At 68.3% G+C, this 12,437-nt stretch carries 12 protein-coding genes and 2 pseudogenes; 8 read left to right on the plus strand and 6 right to left on the minus strand.

The window, feature by feature from the left end:
- On the plus strand, positions 1-624 hold the full coding sequence (gene yihA / locus VDQ83_RS04700; RefSeq protein WP_263395717.1) for a ribosome biogenesis GTP-binding protein YihA/YsxC: 624 nt from the start codon (positions 1-3) through the stop codon (positions 622-624).
- A gap of 414 nt (positions 625-1,038) precedes the next feature.
- On the opposite strand, the gene VDQ83_RS04705 is transcribed toward yihA, so the two are convergent.
- From VDQ83_RS04705 to VDQ83_RS04715, 3 genes are all read right to left on the minus strand, one after another.
- Positions 1,039-2,031: an MBL fold metallo-hydrolase gene (locus tag VDQ83_RS04705; RefSeq protein ID WP_455434046.1), complete on the minus strand. Its 993-nt coding sequence runs from the start codon at positions 2,029-2,031 to the stop codon at positions 1,039-1,041.
- A gap of 131 nt (positions 2,032-2,162) precedes the next feature.
- Positions 2,163-2,993 carry a helix-turn-helix domain-containing protein gene (locus tag VDQ83_RS04710; protein ID WP_263395715.1) on the minus strand — a complete coding sequence of 277 codons (831 nt, stop codon included), beginning with the start codon at positions 2,991-2,993 and terminating at the stop codon, positions 2,163-2,165.
- A 217-nt stretch (positions 2,994-3,210) separates the two neighbouring features.
- The gene (locus tag VDQ83_RS04715; protein WP_455434047.1) at positions 3,211-3,906 is read right to left on the minus strand and encodes a VIT1/CCC1 transporter family protein; all 696 of its coding nucleotides are present in this window, start codon (positions 3,904-3,906) and stop codon (positions 3,211-3,213) included.
- 219 nt (positions 3,907-4,125) lie between these two features.
- Between VDQ83_RS04715 and VDQ83_RS04720 the strand changes: the two genes are divergently transcribed.
- The 4 genes from VDQ83_RS04720 (at position 4,126) to VDQ83_RS04735 (ending at position 7,363) form a co-directional block, all read left to right on the plus strand.
- Entirely contained in the window at positions 4,126-5,490 is a 1,365-nt protein-coding gene (locus tag VDQ83_RS04720; RefSeq protein WP_455434048.1) for a glutamate--cysteine ligase, read from the plus strand.
- A 305-nt stretch (positions 5,491-5,795) separates the two neighbouring features.
- On the plus strand, positions 5,796-5,969 hold the full coding sequence (locus VDQ83_RS04725; RefSeq protein WP_455434049.1) for a hypothetical protein: 174 nt from the start codon (positions 5,796-5,798) through the stop codon (positions 5,967-5,969).
- A 229-nt stretch (positions 5,970-6,198) separates the two neighbouring features.
- Complete coding sequence (locus VDQ83_RS04730) at positions 6,199-6,828, plus strand: DUF1287 domain-containing protein (RefSeq protein WP_455434144.1); 630 nt, start codon at positions 6,199-6,201, stop codon at positions 6,826-6,828.
- A gap of 229 nt (positions 6,829-7,057) precedes the next feature.
- Entirely contained in the window at positions 7,058-7,363 is a 306-nt protein-coding gene (locus VDQ83_RS04735) for a hypothetical protein (RefSeq protein ID WP_455434050.1), read from the plus strand.
- A gap of 238 nt (positions 7,364-7,601) precedes the next feature.
- Here the strand turns inward: VDQ83_RS04735 and VDQ83_RS04740 are convergent.
- The 3 genes and pseudogenes from VDQ83_RS04740 to VDQ83_RS04750 form a co-directional block, all read right to left on the minus strand.
- Positions 7,602-8,561, minus strand: a pseudogene (locus VDQ83_RS04740) (ATP-binding protein); the annotation flags it as partial.
- Positions 8,562-8,809: 248 nt separating this feature from the next.
- Positions 8,810-9,104, minus strand: a pseudogene (locus VDQ83_RS04745) (two-component sensor histidine kinase); the annotation flags it as partial.
- 26 nt (positions 9,105-9,130) lie between these two features.
- Positions 9,131-9,847: a response regulator gene (locus tag VDQ83_RS04750; protein WP_263395707.1), complete on the minus strand. Its 717-nt coding sequence runs from the start codon at positions 9,845-9,847 to the stop codon at positions 9,131-9,133.
- 442 nt (positions 9,848-10,289) lie between these two features.
- Here VDQ83_RS04750 and VDQ83_RS04755 point away from each other — a divergent pair, with 442 nt between their 5' ends.
- The 3 genes from VDQ83_RS04755 to gfa all read left to right on the plus strand — a co-directional run bounded on the left by VDQ83_RS04755 (position 10,290) and on the right by gfa (position 12,360).
- Positions 10,290-10,565 carry a metal/formaldehyde-sensitive transcriptional repressor gene (locus VDQ83_RS04755; RefSeq protein ID WP_179567232.1) on the plus strand — a complete coding sequence of 92 codons (276 nt, stop codon included), beginning with the start codon at positions 10,290-10,292 and terminating at the stop codon, positions 10,563-10,565.
- A 43-nt stretch (positions 10,566-10,608) separates the two neighbouring features.
- A complete protein-coding gene (locus tag VDQ83_RS04760) occupies positions 10,609-11,718 on the plus strand; it encodes an S-(hydroxymethyl)glutathione dehydrogenase/class III alcohol dehydrogenase (protein ID WP_455434051.1) in 1,110 nt (369 codons plus the stop codon).
- Positions 11,719-11,787: 69 nt separating this feature from the next.
- Positions 11,788-12,360 carry an S-(hydroxymethyl)glutathione synthase gene (gene gfa, locus VDQ83_RS04765; RefSeq protein ID WP_263395705.1) on the plus strand — a complete coding sequence of 191 codons (573 nt, stop codon included), beginning with the start codon at positions 11,788-11,790 and terminating at the stop codon, positions 12,358-12,360.
- The last annotated feature ends 77 nt before the right edge of the window (positions 12,361-12,437 follow it).

The following is a 12,437-nucleotide window of genomic DNA, read 5'->3' on the forward strand; positions in this document are numbered from 1 at the left end:
ATGTCGCTCCTAATAGAACGTGCCCAGTATCTGCTTTCCGCCCACAACCCCCGGCAGCTGCCGGAGGACGGGGGCTGGGAGGTGGCCTTCGCCGGCCGCTCCAACGCCGGCAAATCCAGCGCGCTGAACGCGCTCACCCGGCAGAACGCGCTGGCCCGCGTGTCCAAGACCCCCGGCCGCACCCAGCAGCTGGTGTTCTTCCAGATCCAGCCCGAACGCTATCTGGTGGACTTGCCCGGCTACGGCTACGCCAAGGTGCCGCTGGAGCTGCAGGCGCACTGGCAGTCATTCATCGACAAGTATTTCCGCACCCGCGATGCCCTGCGCGGCTTGGTGGTGGTGATGGACATCCGCCATCCGCTGAAGGATTACGACCGGCAGATGCTCGGTTACGCGGTGCAGCGCGGGCTGCCGGCGCACGCGTTGCTGACCAAGGCCGACAAGCTCGGCCGCGGCCAGCAGGCGCAGGCGCTGCAGCAGGTGCGCAAGGACCTGTCCAGTTCCTTCGGCGACACGGTCAGCGTGCAGTTGTTCTCCGGCGAGACCCGCCAGGGCGTGGACGAGGCGCGCGGTATCGTCGGCGGCTGGCTCGGGCTGGATACGGAGCCGACCGCTACGGAATGAGTGCGGCGGCGCCGGACCTCCGGCGTCTTCTGCGCAGGGGCTGCCTGCGATCGATCGCGAGTAGCGGACGCGGCCGTGCGGTCTGCTTTGGCTGCATCGCATGCGCGATGCCGGGCGCCCATAGGGGCGGATGCGGGTACGGGCGAAGCCTCGTGTACCAAACGCTGCGAGACGCTTCGCGCCATACCCTCACCCCAACCCCTCTCCCGACGGGAGAGGGGCTAGCGGCTGCTCCCTTCTCCCCTGGGGAGAAGGTGCCCCGCAGGGGCGGATGAGGGTACGGGCGAAGCCTCGTGTACCCAAACTCCGCGAGACGCTTCGCGCCGTACCCTCACCCCAGCCCCTCTCCCGACGGGAGAGGGGCTCAAGCGCGCCGCGGCTGTTCTTCCTTCTCCCGCCGGGAGAAGGCTGCACTCAAGGCGTCGCCGGCAGCGGCGCGAACTCGGCGGGGACCCAGGCGAACGCAGCGCCGTCGCGGCGCACATGGCCCAGTCCCGGGAACGGCAGATGCGCGCCGGCGATCCACCAGCCGCCGTCGGCGGCCTGCGCCATGGTCCGCTTGCGCGCGGCGATCGCCGCAGCGCGATCGCTGTCGGCCTCGTAGGAGGCCTGCGGCTGCGCGAACTGCACCGCGTGGTAGTGCACCAGATCGCCCCACACCAGCAGCTGCTTGCCGCCACCGCCGTCGAAGCGATAGGACACGTGGCCAGGAGTGTGGCCGTGCGTGTCCAGCGCTACAGCGTTGCCGGGCAGCGCGTCGCCGGGCCGGAAGCGGCGCAGCCGATCCTTGGCCTGGTAGGGCGCCGCCGCCGCGCGCGCCAGCGGGAACGCGAACTTCAGCATCTGCGGTGCGCCGGCTTCGCTGGCCGGATCCAGCCAGTAGGCGGCATCGGCCGCGCTCAGCCACACCGTGGCGTTGGGATAGGCGGCCTGTCCCTGCGCATCGAGCAGGCCGCACATGTGGTCGGGATGGGCGTGGGTCAGCAGCACGTCGTCCACCTGCGCCGGCGCGTAGCCGGCCGCGCGCAGGTTCGCCAGCACCTGGCCCAGGCCGGGGCCGAAGCAGGCGGCGGTGCCGGTATCGACCAGGGTCAGGTGCGTGCCGTCCTGGATCAGGTAGGCGTTGACCGCCGTCTGCAGACCCTGCGGCGTCTCGGGCACGTAGCGGTGGTCGAGCAGGCGCGCGATCGCGCCGGACTCCAGATTGGACAGTTGCGCGCGCGGCAATGGCACCGTGCCGTCGAACAGCGCGGTGACGCGCAGCGTCCCGATCGCCTGGCGATAGACGCCAGGAACCTGGCTGGCCGGTGCGGCCGGCGCGGCGGCACGGGCGGCCGGCGGCAACGAGACGGCCATGGCGGCGGCCAGCGCCAGCAGGGCCAGTGGGCGCGATACGAAAACGGGCATGAGACGTTCCAGCAGGGAGGCGGCGGTCGCCGCGGTCCGTGCATGCTGCGCGGGCGGCGCTGCGCGATTCGCTCATTCGGCTGCGTGCGGCGCTCGCGGCGTGGTGGGTTGCGCGTGGCGCGAACGGGCTCCTAGTTGCCGATGCTCGCCGGATCCAGGCCATAGCGCTGCTGGAAGCGCTGGCTGAAACTGCGGGTGGAGCGGTAGCCGGCGCGCGCGGCCACCGTCTTCAGCGGCCAGCGGGTGGTGTAGAGCAGTTCCATCGCATGCGCCAGGCGCGCGTCGACGATCAGCTCGCGCAGCGTGGTGCCTTCGCCGGCCAGGTGCCGGCGCAGGGTCGCACCGCTCAGCCCCAGGCTGTCCTCGAGATCGCGCGAACGCCATGCGCGCTGCGGCTGCGCCGCGACCAGTTCGCGCACCTGCGCGGCGACGCTGGGTGCGGGCGGCAACAGCAATCCGCCGTGGCCGCGCCGGCAGAACGCGACCACCAGCGCCGCCAGCGCCAGCCTGGCTTCGGTGTAGTGGCCATCCTGCAGCGCCTGCCGCCACTGCAGCAGCGCGCTGCCGAACTCGACCGCGCGCAGCCGCGCCAGTTCCTCGCCGGCCGCCGGCAGCGGCTCGTTCCACAGCGTGCGCGCCGCGCTCAGCGCTTCCTCGCACAGCGGGATCACCGCGGTCAGGTACAGGCCGCTGTGCGGGTCGGGAATATTGACCACGTCGATGCGGCAGCGCCGGGTCACCAGGAACAGATCGCCCGGCACGAACTCCAGCGCCTGCGTCGCGGTGCGCACCTGCTTGCGGCCCTGCAGCAGGATCGCCAGCTGCGGCCGCGGGATGTCGACCGAGCGCGCGCCGTGTTCGCTGCGCGCGGCGATGCAGGCGTAGCCTTCGGCACGTTCGCACTCCACCAGCGTCGCCAGTTGCGCAAGCAGCAGGAATTCGGGATCGTGGGTATCGGCCATCGAAGACGATGCTACAGCAGCGCGTAGCGCCGCATGCCCGCGGCCGGCGCGCGCTGCGGGCTGCCGTTGGCGCAGTTGCGATCGGCGGATGTCGTTGGTGAAGACGCGTACAGTTGCGATGGCCGTGTCGTTCGGTGCTCGTCGCGAAGCCGCTCAGGCCCGCTGGAACGCCAGGAAGGCGATCGCTCCGGTCGCGGGCCCCCCGTGAAGCGTCGGATCAGACCTGCACGCCGAACAGCCGGCCGACCGCGCCGGTGGCGAGCATCGCCGCCGCACCCCAGAACACCACGCGCACCGCGCCGCGCACCCCGGACGCGCCGCCGGCGCGCGCCGCCAGGGCGCCGGTCAGCGACAGCCCGAGCAGCGTCGCCGCGACGGTCACTCCCACCTGGCGGCTCGCCGGCGCCAGCATCGCGGCCAGGATCGGCAGCGCCGCACCGCAGCAGAACGCGGCCGCCGATGCCAGCGCGGCCTGCAGCGGCCGCGCGCGCAAGGTCTCGGTGATGCCCAGTTCGTCGCGCGCATGCGCACCCAGCGCATCGTGCGCGGTCAGCTGCTCGGCGACCCGGCGCGCCAGCGCCGCATCCAGCCCGCGCTGGCGGTAGATGGCGGCGAGTTCGTCCAGCTCGCTGTGCGGGTCCTCGCGCAGTTCGCGGCGCTCGATCGCCAGGTCGGCGCGTTCGGTGTCCACCTGCGACTGCACCGAGACATATTCGCCGGCGGCCATCGACATCGCGCCGGCGACCAGGCCGGCGATGCCGGTGGCCAGCACCGCCGGCGCGGGCGCGCCGCTGCTGGCCACGCCGACCACCAGCCCGGCCACCGACAGGATGCCGTCGTTGGCGCCGAGCACCGCGGCGCGCAGCCAGCCGGCGCGGTCGGCGCGATGCAGTTCGGAGTGGGCGGGGCGCATCGGCGGCCTGCATGGCGGGGGAACAGGCCTGCAGCCTAGCCGAGCGTGGCGCCGCCGGCAGTGCTGCGTCTCACTCGCGCCGGCGCGAACCCGGCGGATGTGGAATGCTGCAGCACCGCCGGTAGCGATGTGGGCCGGGCGCCGGTCACGTTATAGTGCGGCCCTTGCGATGTCGGCGGGCCATCCCCACATCGCCTCATCTTCCGTGCGAGCCTGCCCTTGTCGAGCCCCAGCCACGTTGCCGAAACGCCGATCACCGACCGCACCGAACTGGTCGAGGTGCTGGCCTCCGGCGAGAAGCCCGAAGCGCAGTGGCGCATCGGCACCGAACACGAGAAGTTCGGCTTCCGCTTGGACGACCTGCGCCCGCCGACCTTCGACGGCGAGCGCGGCATCGAGGCCCTGCTCAACGGCCTGACCCGCTTCGGCTGGGAGCCGGTGCTCGAAGGCGGGCGCACCATCGCGCTGCTGCGCGACGGCGCCTCGGTGACGCTGGAGCCGGCCGGCCAGCTGGAACTGTCGGGCGCGCCGCTGGAAACCATCCACGACACCTGCGTGGAAGTGGGCAGTCACCTCAACGAGGTCAAGCAGGTCGCCGACGAACTGGGCCTGGGGTTCCTCGGCATGGGCTTCCAGCCGAAGTGGCGCCGCGACGAGATGCCGTGGATGCCCAAGGGCCGCTACCAGATCATGAAGAACTACATGCCCAAGGTCGGCGCGCTCGGCCTGGACATGATGACCCGCACCTGCACGGTTCAGGTCAACCTGGACTACGCGACCGAAGCGGACATGATCAAGAAGTTCCGCGTGTCGCTGGCGCTGCAGCCGATCGCCACCGCGCTGTTCGCCGACTCGCCGTTCACCGAGGGCAAGCCCAACGGCTACCTCAGCTACCGCTCGCACATCTGGACCGACACCGACGCCGACCGCACCGGCATGCTCGACTTCGTGTTCGAGGACGGCTTCGGCTACGAGCGCTACGTCGACTACCTGCTCGACGTGCCGATGTACTTCTCCTACCGCGACGGCACCTACGTCGACGCCAGCGGGCAAAGCTTCCGCGATTTCATGCAGGGCAAGCTGCCGGCGCTGCCGGGCGCGCTGCCGACGCTGCGCGACTGGTCCGATCACATGACCACCGCGTTCCCGGAAGTGCGGCTGAAGAAATACCTGGAAATGCGCGGCGCCGACGCCGGCCCGTGGGGGCGCCTGTGCGCGCTGTCGGCGTACTGGGTCGGCCTGCTCTACGACGACGCGGCGCTGGATGCGGCCTGGGACCTGGTCAAGGACTTCAGCCTGGTCGAGCGTCACGCGCTGCGCGACGGCGTGCCCAGGCAGGCGCTGAAACTGCCGTTCCGCAACGGCACGGCGCAGGACCTGGCCGCCGAGTCGGTGAAGATCGCGCTGGACGGCCTGCGCCGCCGCGCCCGCCTGAACGGCGACGGCCAGGACGAATCGCGCTTCCTGGAACCGCTGGTGGAGATCCTGCACGCCGGCGAGACCGCGGCCGAGCGCAAGCTGGCGCTGTACCACGGTGCCTGGCAGGAAAACGTCGATCCGGTGTTCCGCGAGTTCGCTTACTGATCGTCGCGCCTGGCGGCGTAGCGTGTTCCCGTCGATGCCGCATGGCGATTCCCGGCGTTGCAGCGCCGCCTCGCATTTGCCGTGTGTCTTCGCGGATGCGCCGATCACGGCCATGGGCCGCGGTGCATCGGGTTTTCTGCCTCCTGGCGATAGTGGATGCCCGGTGCGATACCGCGTTTGGCGGTTCAATGGCAGTCGGGCGGCATGAAGAAGCGCTCTCCACGTCTGCGTCTCGGGCGACCCTCTGGACTTGTTCTGGTGTTCGGAACGCTCCTGGGCTCACGACCATCGGCTACGGCTGGATCATGCTTTTTCTTCGACCTGCCGGCATCGGGCCTTGCCGTCTCAACTGTGGTCTGCGGCAGGCTTACCTGACGTTTCTCGGCCAGCCGCTGTACAACCTCGCCTTCGGGTTGGCGGACGTCGCCCTTGGCGTGGCGTTGATCGCCTTTCTGGCGTGGATGCGCTTTCGTAAATAGGGATGTCGAGCATGTTGCCAGAGCCGGCTGTCCATGCCGATGCCGGGGCCTGCCGCCGTGCGGAGCGGCTTGGGTCGTAACGTTGCGACATGGGCGGTTCTGCCACATGCTGGCGTGCCCAGCAATTCATTCAAACGAACCCGCTTTGCGGCGTCGTTTAATTTTGGTGTCAGGTGCCATGTCCAACTTTCGTGCAACCTTCGGTATCAGCATCTGCATTGCGCTAGCGATTACTGCGTGCAAGCCGCAGCAAGAGGGACCGGGCCCCGCTCCACGATCGGCAACTTCCCCTGATTCAGCTGCCCATTCGCCGGCTCGGCCAGGCTTGCCTGCTGATGTCCGTACCATCATTGCGGCCAGCCGAGAAAGAATGTCCTTGGGAGAGGTCTACGACCCCAAGTACTACACCATGGCCTATCCGGGCGGAGACGTCGCCAACGATCGTGGCGTCTGCACAGACGTCGTCATTCGCGCCTACAGACATCTAGGGATCGATTTCCAGCAGTTGATCCACGAGGACATGCGTCGGAATTTCTCGGCGTATCCGCAGCTTTGGGGAAGCCGATCGACCGACAGGAATATCGATCATCGGCGGGTGCCCAACATCGAGCGGTTCCTGGCCCGCAAGGGCGCATCGCTGCCGATCAGCGACAGTGCCGCGGACTATCGCCCCGGCGACTTGGTGACGTGGCGGCTGACTGGCGGGCTGCCCCACATCGGCATCGTCTCGGATCGCGATGTGCCAGGGGGCGACCGTCCCCTGATACTCCACAACATTGGTGCGGGCACTGCCGAAGACGATATTCTCTTTGCTTATCCGATTGCTGGTCATTTCCGTTACTACCCGGATGGCGCCTAGCTCACTCAGGCCGAGTCGTTCCCGCGGTGCCGCTAGGGCGACCGGTTCCGAATAGCAATCTCATCTTCTCGGCGGCGGACTTTTCCGGTTTCATCTGCATGTGACACACTCGACTCAACGGCGGTTTGGGAGGGGACGTCATCCCAGCCGGTGCGGCCACTCAGATCGCCAGTTCTCAAGCCTGCATTGCTCCCCGACGCGGCTCAACTCAAGTGTTAGGCGGTGCAACGTGACATTGCTTCCAGTCTTCATCAAAAGCGATAGGGCGCGGGTGAGGATTTTTGTTCGGCGGGTTTCTATCTTCCTGGCGCTCGTGTCGGCGTCAGTCATGATCTGGTCGCTCTTCTTTGCCGAAAGCTCAAAATTTCAATCAAATTTGCAGCGCACTCTTCTGTTTGCAATGCTTGCAGCATTGTTTGCAGGAAAGATATATGGGTCGGCGAGACCGGTCATATCCCAAGGCCTCGCTACTGCCGCCTTCTGGCTATCAATTCTTGCTTTTCTGATAAGGGCATCATTGCTTTTTGCAGACTAGGGCGCGAATGTCTCGTGGCGTACAAACGAAGGTGATCAATAGAACTTCCGCATGCAAGCACGCCTTTTGCAGCCCGCTCGCCGATGCTATCAAGGCTGCCTCGTAGAAACAGAGAGAGTGCATGAAGTTCAGTGGCTCGGCCGGGCGGCGAGGCAGCGAGCTCGGCACAGCTAGGGCATTGTGATCCGTTGCGTGACGTAAGTGGCCACAAGCCTTCAAGCGACGACTTGCGTATGCTTCAGCCCGCCGTCGCCTGACACGGCAACTCCACGCACACCCGCAACCCGCCTTCGGGGCGGTTGGTCAGGGTAATCTCGCCGCCGTGGGCGAGCACGATGCTGTGCGCCACCGACAGGCCCAGGCCGATGCCGCCGGTGTCGCGGTTGCGCGAGTTCTCGCCGCGGAAGAACGGCAGGAACAGTTGCTCGTGCTGGGCCGGGTCGATGCCGGGGCCGTCGTCGTCGATCCACAGCACGCAGTCGGCGCCGTCGCGGTGCAGTTGCAGGCGCGCGCGCTTGCCGTACTTGAGCGCGTTCTCGAGCAGGTTCATCACCATCCGCCGCAGCGACAGCGGGTCGCCATCGAGGGTGATCGCCTGTCCGGCGACGAAGGCCACGTCCGCGCCGGTGTCGCTGGCGTCGTCGACCACGCTTTCCACCAATAGGCGGAAATCCAGCGGCGCGCGGGTGCCGCGGCGGCTGTCGTTGTGGATGAAGTCCAGCGCCGCGGAGATCATCGCCTTCATCTCGTCGATGTCGGCGATGGTCTTGTCGCGCAGCGGCGGCTGCAGGCCTTCCAGGCGGAACGCCAGGCGCGCCAGCGGCGTGCGCAGGTCGTGGGCGATCGCCGCGACCATGTGCGTGCGCTCGTTGACCAGGCGGTTCAGGCGCGCCTGCATCGCGTTGAACGAGTCGGCGGCCTGCACGATCTCGCTGGGGCCGCTGCGCTGCAGCGGCTGCGCATCGGGGTTGCGGCCGAGGCGGTCGGCGGCTTCGGCGAAGCGCTTGATCGGTGCGGCCAGTGCGCGCGAGAACCACCATGCCAGCGGCAGCATCGCCAGCAGGCCGGCGACGAACAACAGGGCGACCTGGGTCTTGAATGCGGTGGAGATGCGCCGCGGCGGCGACACCACGTGGCGCCAGCGTCCATCGGGCTGGCGCAGGGCGGCGGTAAACCCGCCAAGCAGCGGAGAAGCGGGCGCGAAGCCGCGGTCGCGCCAGCGCGCGCCCATCGCACGCATCGTGGCGCCGAACGCGCCGGCGGGCATGGGTCGGTCCGATTGCGGTTGCGCAGGTGGCTGCGCCGCGACGCCCGGCGGTGGGCCGTGCTCGTCGAACGGCGGCGACCCGTTGCGCAGAAAACGTTCGTCGCCGGGCGGGCCGTCACGCGGCTGCATACGTTTCCGCGCGTCCATCGGGAAATTCGGATTGGGCAGGTTCTCGTCGCTGCTACGGTAGAAACGCACGCGTTCCGGCGTCACGTCCAGCCAGTTCGCCATCATGAACTCGGCGATGGAATCGCGGATCTGCCCCGGCGCCGGCAGTGGCGCGTGCACCGAGTCGTGCACCTTCAACGTCTGCGTGCCGGCGGGCATCTTGGTCGTCAGCAGCGCGATGACTTCCGGCGGATGCACCGGCATTTCGTAGACCGGCGTGCGCAACACGAGCAGGGCGATGCCGATCAGCTGCGCGGTCAGCAGCGCCGCCACCAGCAGCAGGAACGTGCGCACGAAGATCGACATGCCGCGGCGGCCCCGCTTGGGCGCGTTCACAGCCGGGCGACGCTCGGCAGCAGCATGTAGCCTTCGTTGCGCACGGTGCGGATCAGTTCGGTCTGCACGCGCTCGTTGATCTTGCGCCGCAGGCGGCTGATCTGGCTGTCGATGGCGCGGTCGTAGACCTCGGTGTCGCGGCCGCGCGCATAGTCGAGCAGCTGGTCGCGGCTGAGCACGCGCTGCGGATGTTCGACGAAGGTGCGCAGCAGCGCGAACTCGCCGTCGGAGAGGTTGATGAAGATGCCGGTGGGGTCGCGCAGGTCGCGGCGGATCACGTCCAGGCGCCAGCCGGCGAATTCGTAGACGTTGCCGCGCGCTTCCGGCGGCAGCGTCGCCGCCTGGCTGCGACGCAGCAGGGCGCGCACCCGCGCCAGCAGTTCGCGTGGATTGCAGGGCTTGGCCAGATAGTCGTCGGCGCCCACTTCCAGGCCGATGATGCGATCGGTGTCGCTGCCCAGCGCGCTGAGCATGATCACCGCCGGCGCGCCGCGTTCGCTGGCCAGTTGCCGGGCGGCGCTGAGGCCGTCCTCGCCGGGCATCATCACGTCCAGGATCACCAGGTCCGGTTGGCGTATCGCCATCAGCCGGCGCATGTCGGCGACGTTCTCCGCGGCCTCCACCTGATAGCCGTGCTCCTGCAGGAACTCGCTGATGAGCCGGCGCAGATCGGGGTCGTCGTCGACCACCAGAATGAAGGAGTGCATGTCCATGATCTTGAAGGGCGGCCGCTCGGAGTTCAGCCAGTCTAGACGCGGCCGCTGCCGCCTGGAACTGGTGCGGGCGGGCCGTCGCTGCAGGGTGCAAGGCGGGCGCGTGATCGCGTGGTCATGATAGGCAGTGGCGTCGGTGGCCTCATGGCCGCTGTGTGTCAATGGCTGACACGCGTTGACACATTGCGGGCGCGCTGTCCGGACCGTGTGGCCTTTGCAGCTGCCGGGGGATCACAGGCCTGGCCCTGGTGCCGAGCGAACAGCGCCAGGGCCACGGCGGGCACGTCGCTGCATCGGTTCCGCCCCGCAGCGCCGCCCATTCAGCGCCAGGCGACCGAGACGCCGCCGCGCGCCCGCGCGCTCGATCCGGGACGCGCGGGCGTTTTCTTTTGCGGGCGGAGGAATATACTGTCCCCCAGTATAGTTTCAGGACCGCCGTCGCATGCCGCACACGCCCCACGAGAAGAAACGCGTCCTGGCCCGCATCCGCCGCGTGCGCGGGCAGACCGAGGCGCTGGAGCGGGCATTGGAAGGCGGCGCCGACTGCGCTGCGGTGCTGCAGCAGATCGCGGCGATCCGCGGTGCGGTCAACGGCCTGATGTCGGAAGTGATGCAGGCGCATATCCGCGAAGAATTCGGCCACGCCGCCGCCTCGGAGACGCAGCGCGCCGCGCGCGTGCGCGAGATGGGCATGCTGGTCCGCTCCTATCTCAAGTAAACCCGAACCCCACGACCCAACCCGCTAGTCCAGGAGAAACCTCATGAAATCCCGCGCCGCCGTAGCCTTCGAAGCCGGCCAGCCGTTGCAGATCGTGGAGATCGATGTCGAGCCGCCGCGCCAGGGCGAGGTGCTGGTCCGCATCACCCACACCGGCGTCTGCCACACCGATGCGTTCACGCTGTCCGGCGACGATCCGGAAGGCATCTTTCCCGCGGTGCTCGGCCATGAAGGCGGCGGCATCGTCGAGGCGATCGGCGAGGGCGTGACCAGCGTCAAGGTCGGCGACCACGTGATCCCGCTGTACACGGCCGAATGCCGCAAGTGCAAGTTCTGCCTGTCGGGCAAGACCAACCTGTGCCAGGCCGTGCGCGCCACCCAGGGCAAGGGCCTGATGCCCGACGGCACCACCCGCTTCTCCTACAACGGGCAGCCGATCTTCCACTACATGGGCTGCAGCACCTTCAGCGAATACACCGTGGTGCCGGAGATCGCGCTGGCGGTGGTCAACCCCGAGGCGCCGCTGGAGAAGGTGTGCCTGCTCGGCTGCGGCGTCACCACCGGCATCGGCGCGGTGCACAACACCGCCAAGGTCAAGCCGGGCGACTCGGTGGCGGTGTTCGGCCTGGGCGGCATCGGCCTGGCGGTGATCCAGGGCGCGGTACAGGCCAAGGCCGGGCGCATCCTGGCCATCGACACCAATCCGGGCAAGTTCGACCTGGCGCGCAGCATGGGCGCCACCGACTGCATCAATCCGAAGGACTACGACAAGCCGATCCAGGAAGTCATCGTCGAGTTGACCGATGGCGGCGTGGATTTCAGCTTCGAGTGCATCGGCAACGTGCACGTGATGCGTTCGGCGCTGGAGTGCTGCCACAAGGGCTGGGGCGAGAGCGTCATCATCGGCGTGGCCGGCGCCGGCCAGGAGATCAGCACGCGTCCGTTCCAGCTGGTCACCGGCCGCGTATGGCGCGGCAGCGCGTTCGGCGGCGTCAAGGGCCGCACCCAATTGCCGGGCATGGTGGAGCAGGCGATGCATGGCGAGATCGATCTGGATCCGTTCATCACCCACACCATGCCGCTGGAAGAGATCAACGAAGCCTTCCACCTGATGCACGAGGGCAAGTCGATCCGCACCGTGATCCATTTCTGACCTGACGGTCAGTCCGGCGCGCGGCCGATTCCGCGCATGCAGGTACGCGACAAACCCGGGAGGGGCATGATGAGTACCGTAACGATTCATCCGTCGGTGGACGGTGGTGTGCGCGCAGGCGCAGAGAATTTCCAGGGCGGCACCCTGGAATGCCACTGCGCCAGCGACAAGGTGACCGTGGACGTGGGAGCGCAGACCGCGCACAACCACGCCTGCGGCTGCACCAAGTGCTGGAAGCCGAAGGGGGCGACCTTCTCGGTGGTGGCGGTGGTGGGCCGCGACAAGGTCAAGGTCACCGCGCACGAGGAGAAGTTGAAGGTCGTCGACGAGAGCGCGACGATCCGCCGCCATGCCTGCACCGGCTGCGGCGTGCACCTGTATGGCCGCATCGAGAACACCGAGCACCCGTTCTACGGCCTGGACTTCGTGCATACCGAGCTGTCGCCGCAGCAGGGCTGGTCGGCGCCGGGTTTCGCGGCGTTCGTGTCCTCGATCATCGAGAGCGGCACCCGCCCGGAAGCGATGGACGGCGTGCGCAGCCGGCTGCGCGAGCTGAAACTGGAGCCTTACGACTGCCTGTCGCCGGCGCTGATGGATGCGATCTCCACCCACGTCGCGCGCAAGAACGGCGTGCTGCAATAACGCCCGCTGCCTGCGGCGTGCCGCCCTGGCGGCGCGCTGCGGCAGTGTCTTTCGGATGCGGCCGGGGTCTGCCCGGC

The sequence above is a fragment of the Xanthomonas sp. WHRI 7945 genome (genome assembly GCF_035026585.1).